This is a genomic window from Enteractinococcus helveticum (assembly GCF_001657475.1).
Taxonomy (GTDB): domain Bacteria; phylum Actinomycetota; class Actinomycetes; order Actinomycetales; family Micrococcaceae; genus Yaniella; species Yaniella helvetica.
On sequence record NZ_LXEY01000009.1, the window covers coordinates 68,252 to 86,657 of the forward strand.

Annotated in this window: 18 protein-coding genes; 13 read left to right on the forward strand and 5 right to left on the reverse strand. The window is 55.4% G+C overall.

From position 1 onward, the window contains the following. Positions 1 to 5 precede the first annotated feature (5 nt). The gene (gene ligM / locus A6F49_RS02400; protein ID WP_043056149.1) at positions 6 to 1,406 is read left to right on the forward strand and encodes a vanillate/3-O-methylgallate O-demethylase; all 1,401 of its coding nucleotides are present in this window, start codon (positions 6 to 8) and stop codon (positions 1,404 to 1,406) included. A 106-nt stretch (positions 1,407 to 1,512) separates the two neighbouring features. Beyond that, the gene (locus A6F49_RS02405; RefSeq protein WP_043056150.1) at positions 1,513 to 2,118 is read left to right on the forward strand and encodes a PadR family transcriptional regulator; all 606 of its coding nucleotides are present in this window, start codon (positions 1,513 to 1,515) and stop codon (positions 2,116 to 2,118) included. 83 nt (positions 2,119 to 2,201) lie between these two features. Here A6F49_RS02405 and A6F49_RS02410 read toward each other — a convergent pair whose 3' ends face one another. The 5 genes from A6F49_RS02410 to A6F49_RS02430 form a co-directional block, all read right to left on the reverse strand. Then, complete coding sequence (locus A6F49_RS02410; RefSeq protein WP_043056151.1) at positions 2,202 to 3,302, reverse strand: NAD(P)-dependent alcohol dehydrogenase; 1,101 nt, start codon at positions 3,300 to 3,302, stop codon at positions 2,202 to 2,204. Continuing rightward, the gene (locus tag A6F49_RS02415; RefSeq protein WP_052500047.1) at positions 3,299 to 4,780 is read right to left on the reverse strand and encodes an aldehyde dehydrogenase family protein; all 1,482 of its coding nucleotides are present in this window, start codon (positions 4,778 to 4,780) and stop codon (positions 3,299 to 3,301) included. The genes A6F49_RS02410 and A6F49_RS02415 overlap by 4 nt, the downstream gene beginning before the upstream one ends. Positions 4,781 to 4,806: 26 nt before the next feature. Further along, complete coding sequence (locus tag A6F49_RS02420; RefSeq protein ID WP_043056152.1) at positions 4,807 to 6,405, reverse strand: FAD-binding oxidoreductase; 1,599 nt, start codon at positions 6,403 to 6,405, stop codon at positions 4,807 to 4,809. 134 nt (positions 6,406 to 6,539) lie between these two features. Then, positions 6,540 to 7,550: an AraC family transcriptional regulator gene (locus A6F49_RS02425; protein ID WP_052500048.1), complete on the reverse strand. Its 1,011-nt coding sequence runs from the start codon at positions 7,548 to 7,550 to the stop codon at positions 6,540 to 6,542. Between the two features lie 41 nt (positions 7,551 to 7,591). Beyond that, on the reverse strand, positions 7,592 to 8,260 hold the full coding sequence (locus A6F49_RS02430; RefSeq protein ID WP_043056153.1) for a GntR family transcriptional regulator: 669 nt from the start codon (positions 8,258 to 8,260) through the stop codon (positions 7,592 to 7,594). A gap of 148 nt (positions 8,261 to 8,408) precedes the next feature. On the opposite strand from A6F49_RS02430, the gene A6F49_RS02435 reads away from it, so the two are divergent. The 11 genes from A6F49_RS02435 to A6F49_RS02485 all read left to right on the forward strand — a co-directional run bounded on the left by A6F49_RS02435 (position 8,409) and on the right by A6F49_RS02485 (position 18,006). Next, positions 8,409 to 9,554 (forward strand): 4-oxalomesaconate tautomerase, encoded by a 1,146-nt coding sequence (locus tag A6F49_RS02435; protein WP_043056154.1) that lies wholly within the window; start codon positions 8,409 to 8,411, stop codon positions 9,552 to 9,554. A gap of 40 nt (positions 9,555 to 9,594) precedes the next feature. Then, a complete protein-coding gene (locus A6F49_RS02440) occupies positions 9,595 to 10,617 on the forward strand; it encodes an amidohydrolase family protein (RefSeq protein WP_043056155.1) in 1,023 nt (340 codons plus the stop codon). A gap of 8 nt (positions 10,618 to 10,625) precedes the next feature. After that, positions 10,626 to 11,306, forward strand: a complete 681-nt coding sequence (ligK, locus tag A6F49_RS02445; RefSeq protein ID WP_043056156.1) for a 4-carboxy-4-hydroxy-2-oxoadipate aldolase/oxaloacetate decarboxylase — start codon at positions 10,626 to 10,628, stop codon at positions 11,304 to 11,306. Positions 11,307 to 11,319: 13 nt separating this feature from the next. After that, positions 11,320 to 12,318: a VOC family protein gene (locus tag A6F49_RS02450; RefSeq protein ID WP_043056157.1), complete on the forward strand. Its 999-nt coding sequence runs from the start codon at positions 11,320 to 11,322 to the stop codon at positions 12,316 to 12,318. A gap of 134 nt (positions 12,319 to 12,452) precedes the next feature. Further along, complete coding sequence (locus A6F49_RS02455; protein WP_082911547.1) at positions 12,453 to 12,653, forward strand: type II toxin-antitoxin system HicA family toxin; 201 nt, start codon at positions 12,453 to 12,455, stop codon at positions 12,651 to 12,653. Next, complete coding sequence (locus A6F49_RS18265) at positions 12,646 to 13,038, forward strand: helix-turn-helix domain-containing protein (protein ID WP_043056158.1); 393 nt, start codon at positions 12,646 to 12,648, stop codon at positions 13,036 to 13,038. The genes A6F49_RS02455 and A6F49_RS18265 overlap by 8 nt, the downstream gene beginning before the upstream one ends. 321 nt (positions 13,039 to 13,359) lie before the next feature. Next, positions 13,360 to 13,524 carry a hypothetical protein gene (locus A6F49_RS17970; protein WP_161485760.1) on the forward strand — a complete coding sequence of 55 codons (165 nt, stop codon included), beginning with the start codon at positions 13,360 to 13,362 and terminating at the stop codon, positions 13,522 to 13,524. A gap of 240 nt (positions 13,525 to 13,764) precedes the next feature. After that, a complete protein-coding gene (locus tag A6F49_RS02465; protein ID WP_150119359.1) occupies positions 13,765 to 15,012 on the forward strand; it encodes a sensor histidine kinase in 1,248 nt (415 codons plus the stop codon). Positions 15,013 to 15,272: 260 nt separating this feature from the next. Continuing rightward, entirely contained in the window at positions 15,273 to 15,950 is a 678-nt protein-coding gene (locus tag A6F49_RS02470) for a response regulator transcription factor (RefSeq protein WP_235604829.1), read from the forward strand. Between the two features lie 1,000 nt (positions 15,951 to 16,950). After that, complete coding sequence (locus A6F49_RS02480) at positions 16,951 to 17,739, forward strand: hypothetical protein (RefSeq protein WP_150119361.1); 789 nt, start codon at positions 16,951 to 16,953, stop codon at positions 17,737 to 17,739. A 45-nt stretch (positions 17,740 to 17,784) separates the two neighbouring features. After that, the gene (locus A6F49_RS02485) at positions 17,785 to 18,006 is read left to right on the forward strand and encodes a PLDc N-terminal domain-containing protein (RefSeq protein WP_161485761.1); all 222 of its coding nucleotides are present in this window, start codon (positions 17,785 to 17,787) and stop codon (positions 18,004 to 18,006) included. Positions 18,007 to 18,406: the final 400 nt, after the last annotated feature.

Genomic DNA, 18,406 nt, shown 5'->3' on the forward strand with positions numbered 1-18,406 from the left:
CCACCATGGCAAAGTCTCTTCAGGATCTCCTCAACGAGCAGTCAGCAGTTGAACTGCTGCGCAACGCGCAGACCGGTTCCTATATTTACCCGGTTGTTCCAGCAGACTTCGGCAACTGGATCAACGAACAAAAAGCCTGGCGCAACGCCGCGGTGCTCTACGATCAGTCACACCACATGGACCAGGTCTTCCTGTCCGGTTCGGATGCGATCAACCTGATTTCGGACACCGCGATCAACTCTGTAGCAAACTTCGCTGTCGATATGGCCAAACAGTATGTGCCAGTCTCCTCGACCGGTGCGGTAGTCGGTGACGGTATCCTCTTCCGCGAGTCCGAAGACGAATTCACCTACGTCGGCCGTGCACCGGTTACCAACTGGCTGATGTACCACGCAGAAAAAGGTGGCTACAAGAACCTGGACCTGCAGGTTGACCGCCGCTCCCCGTCACGTCCGTACGGTGACGCGGTAAACCGTGAACTCTTCCGCTTCCAGATCCAGGGCCCAGCCGCTTGGGATGTCATCAACAAGCTCAATGGCTCGGAAGTTGAACAGCTGAAATTCTTCCGCATGGCGCATATGAACATTGACGGACTCAAGGTCCGCACCCTGCGTCACGGTATGGCCGGTGCTCCAGGTCTGGAAATCTATGGCCCGTACGAACACCACGCACGCGTTCGCAACGCCATTGTTGAAGCCGGTGCCGAATTCGGTCTACTGCCAGTTGGATCCCGCGCCTATGCAACCAACACTCTGGAGTCCGGCTGGATCCCATCGCCACTGCCAGGTATCTACTCGGGCGAAGGCGAACGCGGCTACCGCGAATGGCTGGGCGCTGACTCGTATGAAGCCACCGCACCACTTGCCGGTTCGTTCATCTCGGACAACATCGAAGACTACTACGTCAACCCTTGGGAAATCGGCTACGGTTCCTTCGTGAAATTCGACCACGACTTCATCGGACGCGACGCGCTAGAAGCCATAGATAAGGATAAGCAGCGCCGCAAGGTCACCCTCGAGTGGAACACCGACGACCTCAAGGAAATCCTGGATTCCCCGTTGAACGTGGAAGGCCCGAACTACAAGTTCTTCGACCTACCGCTGGCCAACTACGGTGCCTCAAACTACGACCAGGTCACCGACGCCGACGGCAACGTCGTCGGCGTGTCGATGTTCACCGGCTACACTGCCAACGAACGTCGTGGACTGTCGCTGGCCACCGTCAACGCAGATGTGCCAGAAGGTGCCGAATTGACTGTCACCTGGGGCGAACCAAACGGCGGCTCCAAGAAACTGTCGGTTGAAACCCACGAACAAAAAGAAGTTCGCGCCATCGTTTCACCGGTTCCATACTCCACGGTTGCTCGTGAATCCTACCAGGGTGGCTGGCGTACCCAGTACGCCTAAAACCATTCCCTGACCACGCGGTCGTGCCCTGAAAAAACCAGGGCGCGACCGCGTCGTCGCATCATCACCAATTCACGTACGGGAATTCGAATACACTACGGTTGCCATGAGTTTACGTTCTGCCCTGTTAACCCTGCTCTCTGCCGGCCCCCATACCGGATACGACCTTGCCAAAAATTTCCACTCCTCCGTGGGTTTTTTATGGCATGCTCCGGACTCACAGATCTATCCGGAACTCAAAAAGATGCAAGCCGAGGAACTCATCGAGGGTTATCCGGTGCCCTGGGGTACGAAAGGGGCGACCAAAACCGAGTACGCAATCACCAAGGTGGGGCTCGAATACCTCAACACCTGGCAAGGTCAGCCGGTCACCTACCGCCCAGAACGCAGTGAAGTGCGACTGCGGGCCGCCTATTTTGAATTCGCCGATGACGACGACGCGCGCCACTGTTTGGAAAACCACCTGCGGCACTACGAGCAAGTGGTCAAAGACATTCACGGCCAGATCGATGAGCTCCGCGAGCAATCATCGGATTTCCACAAGCAGCGCTTGGCGCGGTACCCGGAAGCCGACCACGCTAAAATCACTCGATTCAAGATCTTTGCTTACGAGGGCATTCTGAAACAAGCAGAGGCCGAAATCGAATGGGCTCAGGACGGGTTAGCCATGCTGGAGCAACTCAAACAAGGCGCATCGTTACCAGATCGGTAAAGACCACATAGCGGATGAACACACACTTTGGGTGCGGTGACGTCGAGATTCGAGTCACCGCCCCGCAGCGTTGTAGATACAGCCTAGGGAATAAGAGTCGGCTTGATGGTTGCCCCTGATTCCATATCTTTGACGGCGCTATTAATCTGGTCCAGCGGATAGGTTTTTACCAGTTGCTCGACCGGGAAGCGTCCTTGTTCCATGAGTTTGAGCAGCGCTGGAATGATGCTCTGAATCTCACCGTCCCCAATGGTCAGCCCGTGGATCTTGCGGCCCGGCAGCATGAAATTCACATCGACCTCAACGGTTTGACCAAACGGTGGCGCCCCGACAATTGCCACGTGACCCTGGATCCGGGTGGCCTGCACCGCTTGCGCCAACACCTCGGTATTGCCGGTGGCCTCGACTACGCAATGCGCCCCACCACCGGTGAGTTCTTGCAGGGTCGCTACGACGTCAGCAACTGATCCAGGATTGACAGTTTCGGTCGCACCAAGCTGTTTGGCCAGTTCTAAACGTTCATCTACGAGATCCACTGCGATGATTTGGGTGGCGGGGGTAAGCGCTGCGGCCATGATGGCTGCCAACCCCACGGTGCCAACACCAAAGACCACCACGCTGGAGCCCGCAGTCGGCTGTAGGGCATTCCAAATGGCCCCGGCACCGGTCTGGACACCGCAAGCCAACGGAGCCAGCAGTGGGAAATCCAGGTCGGTCTCGACTCGGACGACGCTACGCTCATCGGCGATAGCTACCTGAGCAAATGATGATTGGCCAAAGAAATGCCCACCGATTTCCTCGCCGTTGTGTTTCAACGGTGAACTACCATCGGCTCGACGTCCGGCCAACAGATTATCTGGTAACCAACGCACGCAATATGCTGGATGCCCGCCACGGCAGCCTTCGCAGGTGCCACAGGAGGTAAAGGATAGTACCACTTTGTCTCCTGCGGTCACACCCGTTACGGCGGCACCGACCTGCCGGACGATTCCGGTCCCCTCATGGCCTAGCACACCGGGCAAGGGGAAGGGCAGCCCACCGGAGGCGACCGTGAGATCGGTGTGGCACAGGCCCACGGCTTTAATCTCGACTAAGACTTCGTGGTCTTGCAGATCGGTCAGCTCGATGCCGGTAAGGGTAAAGTCGGCGCCGGGCTCAACAATGGCGGCTTGTGTGGTGGTCATGCTTGGTCCTGTTCTGCGGGCTTGAGCGCAATAATCACTGACTTGGTACGTGTGTATTCGTGGAGCTGTTCGGGCCCGTTTTCGCGTCCCCACCCGGAGGATTTCACACCGCCGAACGGCATGGATGGATCTAACAAGGCCCAGCTGTTGACCCATACGATGCCGGCTTCGAGTGCATCGGCAACCCGGTGTGCCCGCGACATGTTTTCGGTCTGAATTCCAGCAGCCAGACCGTAGTCGGTGCTATTGGCCAACGCAATGGCCTCTTGTTCGGTATCGAAAGGTTGTACCGTAAGCACCGGTCCAAAAATTTCCTCTTGTACACAGTCGGCCGAATTCTCGACATCCGCGAGTACGGTCGGGTGATAGAAGAAACCACCGTTGATATCTGCGGACTCCCCGCCCGTGAGCACTCGTGCCCCGGCCGCTTTGGCTTCATCGACCGCAGCGACGACCTTGTCATGCTGGGCTTGGGTTGCCAGCGGGCCGATCACGGTCTCAGGTTTGCGCGGATCACCGAATGGCACATGCGGCACACCGGCGGCTAGTGCTTCTAGGACTTGTTCGTAGACGCCGCGCTGGACGAGCAATCGTGGCCCGCCCATGCAGAACTGGCCGGTATTGAATACAAACGCCGAGATGGTCGTCTGGATGGCCTGTGCTAAGTCGGCGTCGTCGAAAATAATATTCGGGGCGTTGCCACCCAGTTCAGCGGTGATCGGTCGCAACGCTTGACCGGCTTTACCGGCCACGTGTGCGCCGATTTTTGAGGAGCCAGTAAAGGCCACCTTATTGACGTTGGGGTGGGTGCTCAGATGGTCGCCGAGCTCGGAACCGTAGCCGGTCACCACATTGTAGACACCATCGGGTACACCGGCTTCTTGAAGTAACCGCGCCATATATAGCGCGGACAGAGGGGTGTCTTCGGCAGGTTTATGCACGATGGAGTTACCGGCTGCAAGGGCCACAGCGATTTTGGACGATGACAGGATCAGCGGGAAGTTGAATGGAGTGATCGCAGCAACCACACCCAGGGGTTCACGTTGAGTAAACGCGTGGGCCGGGAGGGGAGTGCTGCGCACAGCACCGTCGAGGTGTTGGGCTAGGGATGCGGCGTACTCATAGGTATCGGCAGCATTATTGACGTCAACGGCGTTAGCCAAGCTAATGGGTTTGCCGACGTCGTAGCTTTCAACTTCGGCCAATTCGCTGGTGCGTTGCCGCATCAATTCGGAGATGCGATACAGTACGCGCGAGCGTTCGCGCCCAGACAGTTTTGACCACACCCCTGAGGTAAAACTGGTGTGTGCGGCAGCGACAGCGGTATCGATATCGGCTGCGGTGCCACGCGGTGTGGTGGTCAGCACCTGCGCGGTGGCCGGATCGAGCACCTGGATTTCGCCGGTGCCGGTGACTGCTTCACCGTTGATGTAGTGATGAGGGGTGCATAGGTATTCGGGTAAGACGGAAGACGACATGAAATATTCTCCTTGGTATCAGGTGATCAGCGGGGCAGTTGATGTCCGGCGTCGCGGTAGCGTGCGCCCCAGATGCCGGATTTTCCAGGAGCCATGATGGAATTGGGGTCCAAAGCGTCTTTGATGCGTTCGTGGAAACGCAGTAGCGCGTTGTCGTTGAAGTCGAAGGTTTCCATGACCTGGTCCATCAGCTGCAAATGTGTGCGGTATTCGCCGTACCCGTGTTCGGCGCCTTCTGCCACGAGTTTGCGTCCCAGGGCAATGGTGCGCTCGCGGTCTGCAGCCTCGGCCGAGTTATAGAGGAATAGACAGATGTGGTGCATTTCGCGCAGTCCCACGGCGAATTGGGCAGCGTAGTCGGGCCCGTATTCATAGGAGCGGTCGCGGACCATTTCGAACTGTTTCATTGCCTCGGCGCCGTCTGGCTCCGAGATCGGTGAGAACCCGATATGGGCGCCATTGGGGACCCACTCCAGGATCTGTTGTTCATCGATGGAGGGGATGCCCTGGTTGATTTTGTGGCGATCGTGCAGGATATGCGAGCCCGGGGTGTCTTCGGCGCGGTCTTTGGTGGTGAAGAACCGGGCGCCGGGGATCGCGGTGAAGGCGTCTTTGATCATGCCCAAGAACAATTCGATCTGGGGCGGCGACCCATAGACCGAGCCGTACATGTTCCAATAGCCCAGATTGAGCTCCTGTTTCATTTGGTTGATGATTTCGGGAGTCAGCGGACCTCCGTCAGGCAGCCATCGGGAGCGTTTGGTTTGTGCCGCAGCATCGAGAATGATGTTGCGCACCACGGGCACACTTTGCAGTGGTGCCATACCGATGCGCAAGGGCAGCATAATGTCCACGATCTGTTCAAGATCTTCTTCTTTATCGAAGGTGATCAGGAATGTTTCAGTGGCTGGTGGTGCCGGCATCAGTGCGATGCCCATCTTGGTGACGATGCCGAAGTTCGATTGCGTAAATAACCCATCGGGGTAGGGGCCGAAACCGTAACCGAAGAGTTGCCAGGTCTTGGCATTACTCATGGCGCCCATGCCGGTGCGCAGTAGATCGCCATCGGGTAGAACGACTTCCAGCCCGGTCTGCCAGGACCAATGATCGCCGTATGGGGTATATCCAACGCCGCGGTCCAGAGCGTTACCAACCACTGATCCCCACCCCAGGTCAGGGACATCGACCCACAGGTTGTAACCTTTTTCTTGGATGTGGTTGTACAGATCGAAGTAGGTGACCCCGGGCTCAATCAGAGCATAGGCGTATTTCTCGTTGACCTCGATGATCTTATTCATCCGCCGGGCGGTTTGTACGACGACGGCGCCGGACAGGCGCGGTGCGGCCCCGCCGTAGCCGAGGTTCTTACCGGTGGCTGTGGGCGACAGTGGCACCCGGTACTCATTGGCGATCTCTACCAGCTTTTGGACTTCTTCGGCGGTGGAAGGGAACACCACCGCGCCCGGTAGAAATTCGGGTTCGGAGGTGGTGGGGTAGGGATCGTGGAAAGCTTCGAGCTCTTCGGGTGTCGAGATGACGTGCTCAGCACCCAGGACACTGCGGAATTTTTCCAGGGCGGCGTCGAAATGAGCTTCGGATACATCGGGTGGAAGAATACGGGACATGGGGATCTCCTTTGCTTGGTGCACTGCACCGCGAGGATGTGACATAGCCCATAATTCTGGACGGCGGGGGCCGCGACAAGACCGTGCTGCGCTTTTTGTCCTGGCATGCCCCGGTGGTCCCATGTTCGTCTGCGCTAAGTCGTGCTACGTGAGAGCGTTTCGGAGGGCGATTCACCGAAAAGTTGCGCATAGTGGCTAGCGAAGCGACCGGGGTGGCTGAATCCCCACCGGCTGGCGATGGCGGAGACCGTATCGTGGGGGTGTGCGGTGAGCAGTTCGCGGTGAGCCTTGTGCAGGCGGATCTCGCGCAGTGTTTGCAGCGGGGTGCGATCGCGGTGAGTACGAAAACCGACCTGCAGGGAGCGAATGCTGACATTGACTGCTTCGGCAATGTCTTTGACGCTGAGCGGCAGGTGACAGTGTTCGTGCATAAATGCGACGGCCGCCTCGATATAGTGCGGTCCGGGTATTTTAGGTTCACCGTGCAATGCGCGACTGAAATTATGGTGCGATAACAATAAGAATCCGCGGACGACGGCCTGGGTTAGAGGTGCATCGACCATCGGGTTGTCTATTAGCGGGGTCGATGCGGTCAGGCTGCGCGCCAAATGCGCCACCATGTGCTTCCACTCTTGTCCCGCCGGCGAATTCAGATCCATCCCGGGCTCGAAACGTAGCGTCTCCGTGAGCTGTGTTCCGGTTAACGCTGCCAATTCGTTGTGCATTTGTTCGCGTGGAATCTTCATCCCGACGACGCGGGCCGGATGGTACCAGCCTTCGAGATTGGGTCGGTCGGTCCAGTCGTGGATTGCGGCGTATTCAGGTGATGCAGTCACGGTGGTGGAGCCTTGCGTCATGTTCACTGCGCCGAATGCGGTGAAGTTGACCTGGTAAGAATCGGGCGTCGGTTCGCTGTGTAAACGCACCGCAGATTTGTACTCCAGGAGTCCCACGGTCAACCCGGAGAGTTGCCGAGCCCGCAGCGACATCCGAAATCTCGGCGTGCGTTCCTGGTAGGTAATTTCGTGCGGGTGATATACCGCGCCACCCACCGACTGGGCGTGATCCACGCTGTCGGTTTGAATGTTGACGATGCTTCCGGAAAGAGGCCCGCCAGCTGGGGTGTTGGCTACACGATTGACCATGCCGCGAATTCTACCTACCGGTGAGGTGCGTCACAAGGAGGCTAGTGCTTGGAGGCATGCTCGATAGCCTCGGCCACAGAATCCAAATGTTCCTGCATCGCGGCAGCCGCTGCCCCCGGATTACGAGCACAGATCGCTTCAATAATTGCCAGGTGTTGGGGCAAAGAAACTTGTGGTCGATCTGGTTGCGTCGAAAGCTGGAAGTGATACCGAATTGCTTGGCCTCGGAGCCGCGCAATGGTTTGGGCCGCCGTTTGCTGATCCGCGACCTCAATGATTAACGTGTGTAATTTTCGATTAAGATTCGAATACTCATCGCGAGCCCCACGGCCAACAGCTTCTTGCATCGCCTCGCCGATATCGCTGAGCTCATTCGCCTGCTCATTCGTGATTTTCTCGGCTGCTTTCCGCGCGCACAGTGACTCCACAGCCGCGCGCACCTCGGTGATCTCAATGGCTTCTTCTAGCGAGACCTTCCGGACCCGTGCTCCACGATTCGGGATCCGCTCGACTAGGCCTTCGGTGATGAGTTCATTGAGCGCCAACCGTACCTCACCACGTGAGGCACCATGTTCTTCTGCCACATCAGATTCAATCAGGCGCTGATGCGGCACCAGATTGCCCGTCACGATATCCTGACGCAGTCGATCAGTAAGCGATAACTGTTGGGTGATATCTCGTGCGGGGGTCGACGGCGTGGCACTGGCCATGGGCTCTCCAAAATTCTGCTCGGTACTCTTCGGTGGTTGTACTCATAGTAGTCATTGCAGCGAGAACTGTCAGTGAACGCTAACAAGATTGTAAACAATCTTGTTAGCGACTATTGTGGTGTGAGGACCCACACAACAAAGGATGCTCATGACCACTACTGCGCGCCGCGTCGGCGATCAAACGGCCATTCCGATGTGCCTCATGCGAGGCGGCACCTCTCGCGGTCCGATGTTCTTGGCATCAGATCTACCCGACGACCCGGATGTCCGCGATCAGGTGTTGTTGTCCGTGATGGGTAGCCCTCATCCGCTGCAGGTGGATGGCATCGGTGGCGCCCACTCGCTTACCTCCAAAGCAGGGATTGTTGAGGCCTCAGAACTTGACGGCGTGGACCTAGATTTCACCTTCGTGCAACTTCAACCTGAAGCAACCACTGTACAAACCACCCAGAACTGCGGCAACATGCTGGCTGCCGTGGTCCCATTTGCGGTTGAAACCGGCCTGATCCAACCAACCGCCGATGTCACCGACGTCGTCGTGTGCACCACCAATACGGGGCTCATTTCCCGCATTGGAATTCACACTCCAGAATTCAGCGGCCAACGCTACGTTCAATACGCCGGCCACACCGAAATTGCCGGCGTCAATGGCACCGCAGCGCCGGTGAATATCCGGTTTCTCAACACCGCCGGCTCCATCGCCAGCGCGCTGCTACCCACCGGCAATGTGACCGATGTGGTTAACGCCGATGGCACCGACTACACAGTCACGCTGATAGACAATGGTCAACCCCTGGTCATTATCGACGCCAATGACCTCGGCGTGACTGGCTATGAAACGGTGCCCGAATTGACCGACAACACCGACCTCAAAGCGCGCGTTGAAGCCCTGCGCCTGGCTGCGGCCCGGGTCATGGGACTCGGCGATGTTACCGATGAGTCATATCCCAAAATGACCCTGGTCGCGGCCCCACGTGATCGCGGCGCAATTTCCACGCGCAGTTTCATACCCCATCGAGTCCACGAATCAATCGGGGTGCTGGCTGCCGTCACCGTTGCAACCGCTGTACTCCTGCAGGGCTCGGTCGCCGCGCAGGTTGGCACGCCCGGCGCAGGAAAACAGCAAACCGTGGGTATTGAACACCCCTCAGGGATCTTCGAAGCGCTCGTCGACTTGGATGACGACGGCGCCGTGGTCGCCTCGGGTAATACCCGCACCGCGCGGTTGATCAGTCGCGGCGAAGTCTATGTGCCGGCCAGTATTTGGGATCCGAGTGCACCCAAGAAGTTTTGACTCAAAGCATCTGCTCACTGAAAGTGGAAGGACACTTACGTTGATTATTGATATTCACGGGCACTACACCACGGCCCCAGCCCCGCTTGGCCAATGGCGCGACGCCCAACTCGCCGCGCTTGACGGCGGACAACCACCGGCGTCCCAAGGCCCGGTGATCTCGGATGACCAGATCCGCGAATCCATCGAAACCAATCAACTGCGGCTGATGAATGAGCGCGGCATTGACGTGCAGATCTTCTCCCCGCGAGCCTCATTTATGGCCCACCACGCCGGTGATTTCGAAACGTCTGCCGCCTGGTCGCGCCACTGTAACGACCTCATCGGACGGGTCTCAGAACTTTACCCGGACCGTTTCGTGCCCTCGGCCATGCTGCCACAATCCCCTGGAATCGACCCGGCCACCGTCATTGATGAGCTGGAACGCTGCGTGGCCGAACACGATATTGTCGCAGTCAACCTCAACCCCGACCCCTCGGGCGGGCACTGGACCTCACCGCCGTTGACCGATGAGCACTGGTTCCCGGTATATGAAAAACTCATCGAACACGAACTGCCCGTCATGGTGCACGTCTCGACCTCCATCAACCCGGCCTTCCACACCACCGGTGCACACTATCTCAACGCTGACACCACCGCCGTCATGCAGCTACTGACGGGCGACCTATTTGCCACCTTCCCCGAGTTGAAAATGATCATCCCGCACGGCGGCGGGGCGGCACCGTATCACTGGGGCCGCTTCCGTGGCCTGGCCATGATGCTGGACAAGCCCCCGGTTGAAGAGCACCTGCTGAACAACATCTACTTCGATACCTGCGTCTACCACCAGCCGGGCATCGATACGCTGCTGGAAGTCATCCCGCATAAGAACATCATGTTCGCCTCCGAAATGATCGGGGCCGTGCGCACCGAAGACCCTAACACCGGGCATTATTTTGACGACACCGCCCGCTATATTCAAGCCGCCGAGCTGTCGGATGCATCCAAGCAGTCCATTTTTGAAGATACCGCACGCGCCGTCCACCCGCGCCTGGACCGCCGCCTCACCGCCCAGGGCCGCTAGGAGAAACCATGTATGAATTGGGAATTGTGAACACCAATATTGACCGCCCCGACCCCGACGACGTCGCCGCGCTGAGCCAATACGGTAGCGCCACTATCCACGAAGCCTTGGGTCGCATCGGGCTGATGCAGCCGTATATGCGCCCGGCCTATCGTGGTGCCAAACTGTGCGGACCCGCGGTCACAGCACTGTTACAACCCGGAGATAACTGGATGATGCACGTGGTTGCAGAACAAATTACCGACGGCGATGTAGTGGTCGCGGCCTGCACGACCGAATCGGATGCCGGGTTTTTCGGTGATCTACTGGCCACCTCCTTCCGCGCTCGCGGCGGGATCGGATTGGTTATCGACGGCGGGGTCCGTGACGTAGCAGACTTAGAACACATGGATTTCCCAGTGTTTGCCAAAGCGATCCACGCACGCGGCACCGTAAAAGAAACGCTGGGGTCAGTGAATATTCCGGTCACCTGTGCCGGAGCGGTTGTCAAGCCCGGGGATGTGGTGGTGGGGGATGCCGACGGCGTCGTCGTCGTACCCCGCGAAAAAGTGGCCGAAGTTGTCGAAGCCGCCAAGGCCCGCGAAGCCAAAGAAGCCGGCGTCCGCGAGCGACTGGCCGCCGGCGAACTGGGGCTGGACGTTTATGGCATGCGAGACAAGCTTGCAGCCAAGGGCCTGCAATACCGATAGTAAGGAAGACACAATGGCTGAACGAGAAAACTTTGACCTGGCGCACATCAGTGCCGTAGAAATCCTGACTCCAAAATTTGAGGAAAGCCTCTGGTTCTTCAAAGACTTGCTGGCCATGCGCGAAGTCGCACGCATCGGCGACTCGGCGTACCTGCGCTGCTGGGACGAATACGAGACCTATTCGATCAAACTGACCGCCTCAGATACCAACGGGGTGGGTCGCACCATGCTGCGTGCCACCAGCCCCGAAGCCCTGCAACGCCGGGTAGCAGCCATTGAAGACACCGGCTACGGAGAGGGGTGGAAAGATCCCGAGGTTGGCATCGGCGAATACTATGAATTCGAAGACCCTGATGAGCACCTGTTTGGTATTTATTACGACACCGAACTGTATCAGGCCGATGAACAGGACCGTCCGGCACTGAAAAATCAGGCAGCACGCTATCCGGGCCGCGGGGTCAACGCCCGCCGACTGGACCATATCAATTACTTGGCTTCGGATGTCAACGTGACCGGTGATTTCTGGGACCAAGTCATGAAAGCCCGGGAAACTGAACAGGTTGAACTCGACGCCGGTGGGTACGCTGCCCGCTGGTTCCGGTTTGCCCAGAAATCCTACGACGTCGTCTACTCGGATGACTGGACCGGCGAACGCGGCCGCTTCCATCACCTGGCCTTTGCCACCGATACCCGTGAAGACATTCTCAAGGCCGCCGACTTTTTCCTCGAAGAGGGCGTCTACATTGAATATGGGCCCTATAAGCACGCGATAAACCAGACGTTTTTCCTGTACGTGTGGGAACCGGGTGGTAACCGCATTGAGTTCGCCAACGCCGGGGCACGGTTAATCCTGAACCCCGACCAGCCGGTGGTCAATTGGTCCGAAGCTGAACGAGCCAAGGGCCAAGCCTGGGGTATGAAGACCGTGCCAACCTTCCACACCCACGGCACCCCGTATGTAGAAAACCAGGAGGAGATCGACCGTGCTGCCCTGGAGGGCAGACGCGTCTAGTGAATGATGTTCCCGCAAATTCGAACCAGGAAAGTTAGTGACGCAAATAGCGGCATATCGTTCGCCTGAATCGTGTCTAGGCCCCCTTGCTACTTGATGGCAAGGGGGCCTAGACTATAATGATGGTAAAACCGATGAAATATCGTGACCTGGCCAAGCTTTTACGTGAGGCGGGCTTCACCGCCAGCATGGGCAAGGGAGACCACGAACTCTGGAGATACCCTGGAATCGACCGTCCCCTCGTGATCCCAAAAGTCCGGGAAGTGTCGCCGGGGGTCACGCGAATTGCACTGAATGCCATCAAGAAGAAGCAAGGGAGCACGAGTAATGACTGACTCAACCATTACGGTCACTGCGAAGCGCTGGACACACGGGTGGGAGCTCCACATTGGAAGCGAAGATGTGACACAAGTAGGCAGTCTTGCGCATGCTGATCAACAGATCCGAGATTACCTTGACACTATGGACCCTGATGTTGACCACTCACAGTGGACTATCAATCTTGTGCCAGACCAGGGTTACGAAGAAATCTCCCAAGCTCGCCAAGCACGACGAGAAGCAGAAGCAGCAGAAGCCTTAGCGGCGCAGAAAATTCGCCACGTAGTCCACACTATGCGCCACAGCAGAGGCTATTCAATTACTGATACCGCTGCACTGCTGGGTATCTCACGCGCACGCGTAAGTCAGCTTGAGAAGGGCACTGACGATCTCGTAGCCTGAGCACAGACCTCAACCCCAATCAAGCCATATCCTAGAGATTGCAACCCCAGAGCAGCTGGCGATTAGCAGGCGCTAGCGTCTTCCAACGATGTCTTCCCGGCTCTGTGGGTCCAGCTCGATCTCGTCTTCACTGTCCCAGAATCGATCGGAGCTGGGTGGGTGAGAACGGGTCTGCGTCGCGTCTATGGCTCGCCGACTGCCAACGCTGTGGATGTCTGTCACCGCTTCCGAAGCCAAATATTGGGGTTTTTCCGGGGAGGTCAGACCAGTTTATATAGAAATATAAAGAATTTAAAAACTTTAAAAATCTATAAACGTGTGATGTCTCAATACATCGGTGACAGTTCTGTGCGCCGGTATGCACCAGTTCAGCACGCCTGGACCTCCTTGTCCAACGCGATTATCGTGCTGCGCCGACTCATCGCAGAAGCCTGGACCAACTACCGCTGGGACGCCCGCCCTGTCAAGCTATACGACTTCCATTAAACCCCTACCCGCGCAATCTCTTACTTGGCCAAAAATCTGGAGGAACGTTTTTCTCAGGATACGATGGATCTGTTCGTGGCTGAGGTTTCGCTCTGTCGCGTAATGCCCATATCCTGGAGCTGTTAGGCAATGAGTGACACAAAGAAACGTACTTTGTGTTTGATGTTCTCGACGTAACCATACCGTCGGGCCGGGAAGAGATGAGCTGATGTTCTACATGCAAGCATGGGGGTTTGCCCGGTGGTTGAATCCGCAAAAAATTTGTCGACTCAAAGTGGATCCAGCAAACAGTGGATAAGAATGTGGGGTCACCGTAGCTATACAGGCGTACGTCGTATTCTGAAGACCATCAGCCAATTTTTGCTGGGATCTCAGTTCGTTGACGCTCCACTGCGTGTATTGGCCCTCGTGCTTGCCATTTCGTCTGTGCTTCCCGGCGCGGCGGAGAGTCGTGAACCTATGTATCTTGTGTTATTTTACCTCTCGAGTGCGTTGATTATCTTGGCTGCGTTCTATCCGGGTCGATCGGTGATTGTAGGGGTAGGGCTCTTCGTTGCACATTTGGTTATGTACCCAGAGTTCCTGAATCCCTTGCAGGAGGGCATAGAGTTTGCATATGTAGTGCTGTTGGCCAAGGGCCGATGGCGACTTGCCCTTGGTGTCACTGCCGCGGCTGTCGGACTGACATGGGTGGGGCAGTCGATACAACCCGAAGTATCAGCATCTTTTCTTGAACTTACATTCTCGTGGGGACTAAGTTCTGTCCTGGCTCTCACGGGCTTACTTCTTGAACATCGTATTTGGCAGGAGATCCATCGACGTGAGGCAGTGGCGATTTCTCATGCCCAAGATATACAACGCCTGCGCATACAATTCGCAGTCGACGCACATGACACGATTTCTCACGGACTGGCAACACAGAACGCCGTCATGAGGGTACTTAAGCGCGAAAAAACTTCCTCCACCATCCAGCATGGGCTTGGTGAACTTGCAATGTTGAATGAACGTGTCCAGCAGGACCTTCGCGCACTCCTCCACCGACTCATCCAAGTCCAAGCTTATCCTGCCCCTACACTGTCACCGCGCCAGCACTTTCTGCAGGCACTTGATTCGCTCATCGCTGCCGCTGACGCTGGTGGCTATGCTATCGATCTTGGGCTGGATAATATACCCGATGAGCTCGATACTGTGCTCTCCGATCAGATCCTGGCCATAGTACGTGAGCTGGTGACGAATATCGTCAAGCACTCGGACGGACCTGACGGATGCTCAATCGCGATTTGCTTCGACAAGACCCTCCAAGGAATCGGGCTGAAAATTACGGCAGAGAATCCCGTCTCGTCTGATCAACTGTTCCTTCCGTACACAGTGAGCGCTCGCGCTCAAAGGATGGGAGGAACATGCCGCAGCACACTACATGATGCCAAATTCGTAGTCACTGTTACGATTCCTCCAAGTTCACCCGAAACAGAAGCATCCCTCACATGAGGGATGCTTTGACGTCTCGGAACGTCGTTCTATGGATGCATGAAAACTATTGTATCTACCGCGCTTCTTGCCCTGTTTCTCGTGCCAGTTTCGGGATTTACTTCGACGCCGAATGCGCTAGCTGACACAACATGGCAGCCATCAGCCAATCCAAACCTCACCGTGACAAGTGGACCGCTATCCGCTGTCCCATTGGCAACACCGCTACAGTGCAAGAAATGGCGTTTAATCAATAAACAAAAGTATCGGAAGTATTGTCTGTGATCACTAATGATGAATCGACATCAGAGACGGCGATTTGTGTTCTCATCGTGGACGACGATTCCTGGACGACACGAGCGATTACACTCGCACTGGACGAGGCACCGGAGATTGGATCGCTGCGTACAGCACACAGTGGTGAACAGGCGATTGCCGAGTATATTGCTTCACGACCCGATGTGACCTTGATGGACCTCAACATGCCACCCGGAATGAGCGGTATTACCGCAATTGAACAAATTCGATTGCACGATCCTACGGCCCATATTGTCGTGCTCACGACGGTCTCACCCGGTCCTGGTATCGCCCGAGCATTGGAGGCGGGTGCGATTGCGGTGCTCCGTAAGACTGCATCCGAAAATAATTTAAGATCAGTTGTGCTCGCTGCAGCACGGGGTGAAGAACCCAAGTTACTAAAGCATTTGGCCCAAGACATCATAATCAGCAACGATGAGCTCCCAGAAGCCCCCGCTGTCGCCCCGCGCCTCACTCCCGCTGAACGAGAGATACTACTACTCATCGCCGACGGGCTCGGATATGAAAACATCGCGCAAAGCCAGGGCATAAGCGTATGGACAGCCCGAACGCACGTCAAACGATTACGAGAAAAGCTCTATGCTGACAATCTAGCGCAGCTCGTGGTGCGAGCGCTCCAGTATCGATTCATTTCCGCCTAAACACATTCAATACCTCAGATGAGGGATGTCTGTCACTGGGTGCCACCTCTATCATGAATGTGCTGGGAGAAACCGACACATTCACGTTCCTATCAGTGGACGACTTATGTGTGTCCAAGAAGAGGACTAAATATGAAACGACGAACTGTATATTTGTGGATGGATACATCGATTGCCAACTGTTTTGCTGCAATGTTGGTTACCCCTGCCCTTACAGAAAATGGGCCGGAGAGCACCACAAAAACTATAAGGCAGCAGGATGATTGCCATACTGTTTACGAGGCTGGTAAAAACCCCTGGAATTTAGAGGCACATCGGACCGCGCGAAATAACTGGCTCATCAGTCCAAAGCTTTGTAATTGGTGATCTTGGAGAAGGTATCGATCATGACCAAAAAACAGCATCGCTTGGCGACCTTCACGAGTACAGTTTTGACAGTGACCGGAATTGTTCTACTAATGATCTGGGCAATCTCCTTATACAACTACGGCATTTGGGTTGACGAACACGGGGATAGCGGCCGTGGCCGCCCGATCGATTTCGTACTCTCTATCTCCGGGGCTACACTGCTCTGCGTTTCCATTCTCGTACTCATGATTCGGCGCAGGAGTAGACGCCAATCATGATGTAGGAACACCTGGTCCGAGCCTGGCTGGTTGCCGCAACCATCGAAACAACGGCAGGATTCTCCGAGCGGTCAAGAATACGCCGGTTCGGAGCGGACGCGTGGGTGATGAAACGCAAAAAATTCGAACTTGCCACTCAAATGCGCCCAACTACACCGGCACGCTCGGCTGCAAGACACCATCGTGAGCCCCAGCTTCTCCAAAACCGGACCAGAAAAGACAGCAGCAAAATGCGCAAAAATAACGATCTTGACCCTACCAAACCCCACCCAAGGTGTGCCCCGGTCGGTAATCCATGTTTGTGTCGACATTAATTGGTCACTGATAATTTGTTCTATCAAGAATCATAAAAAATACTATTAAGAATCGATTTCATGAAACTTTTATCTCCCAGTGTTGTAGCGCTACTAGTGGCTAGTCTCTCCTTTTTTGCAGGAGATTTGCTTCAAATTTCAAGATCGACAGAAATGAATACTGCCGAAGAGCACGGAATATTCAACGTTAAAGTACCAGATGCTGACTCTTTAGCCGACTATGAATTGAACTTGAAACGTCAGGCTGTGAACGGAGATGCGGAAGCTTCCCGTGACCTGAACCACTTTCTTTCCCTTTCTGGTGATGAACTCACGAAGCTTGCACGGTTTCTTCGCGATGAGGATGGCTCTTACTCAGATCAAATCGAAGAGACTGTTGACGATCTTGAAGAAAAGGGCGGTGGAAAGAAAAACTTCGAGAACCTTGACGTGGAAGTTGCATTAGAAGAAGTAACTAACCCAGAGATTTCAAACAGTAATTTCACAACCTATGCAGCCTCGAATAGCGTTCTAACACGGTCAGTTTCAGTTACAACGACCGTAAAATTCCTAGGACTAACAATGAGCAAAACGAAAGTAGCGGGTAGGTATCAAGCAAAGAATAACCGAGCCACTAAAGTCCTCTCTACAGGCTGCACCGTTCAAGCAAATAATAACCCTTTAGAATCTATATCTTCTAAGAAAAACTCAGCTTATATATCTAATGGAAAAGCCAGTTTTGAGTGTAAGGTCGTAGTAACTCGGTATGCTCTAGTCAAGAATAAGCGTACTAAACTTAGCACTCGGTCAGGCATTCAGTATGTTACAGGTTCAGGCGCTGGCAAAGTGCTATCAAAAGGCTGGAGATAACGCAAAATGAACCCTTTGGAACCTTCGGTTAGTGAGACTTTAGCTATGATCGTACCTATTATCTATGTTCTTGTAGTAGCTGTGATCATCTTTCAAATGCTTATGGATGACGGGCTTGGTACACAGGAGAAAATTCTCTGGTTACTCGCTCTTATTTTGGCCCCAGTTGTTGGGTTGGTAGCGTATCTAGTACAGAAGCGTCGTACCATGGGCAATAAAAAAACGGAGAACCACGATACTCAGGATTCTATTTCTACTGCGAATTAATTCTATTTGAGAAAACGCCCCTTTCAGTTCATAGCTGGAGGGGCGTTTTTTCGATTCGATTCTCAGCCCAACGCCACTGGCTCGACGGACCGTTACAACAACAGGCTTTGTCACTGGATTCTTGCTCGATGAAGAGTCGCACAATCTATGCGCTCACAGGAACAGTACAACACTACGTCTTACGGACTCGATGACCGCTACCGCGGCATCAAGAACGGCCATCGCGTCATTTGAGTAACTTGAATGACCTGCAAGCCGCTGGCTTTACAAACGGGCTCATCGTAAAAATGAGTGTAGTTGGTGTCTGAATCCGCCGGTGTCGAGCAGTGCTCTGGTGATGTAATGCATGAGGTTACGGAAGCCTAGGGCGGTGCCGCGCAGGTGTTCGATTCTGCCGTTG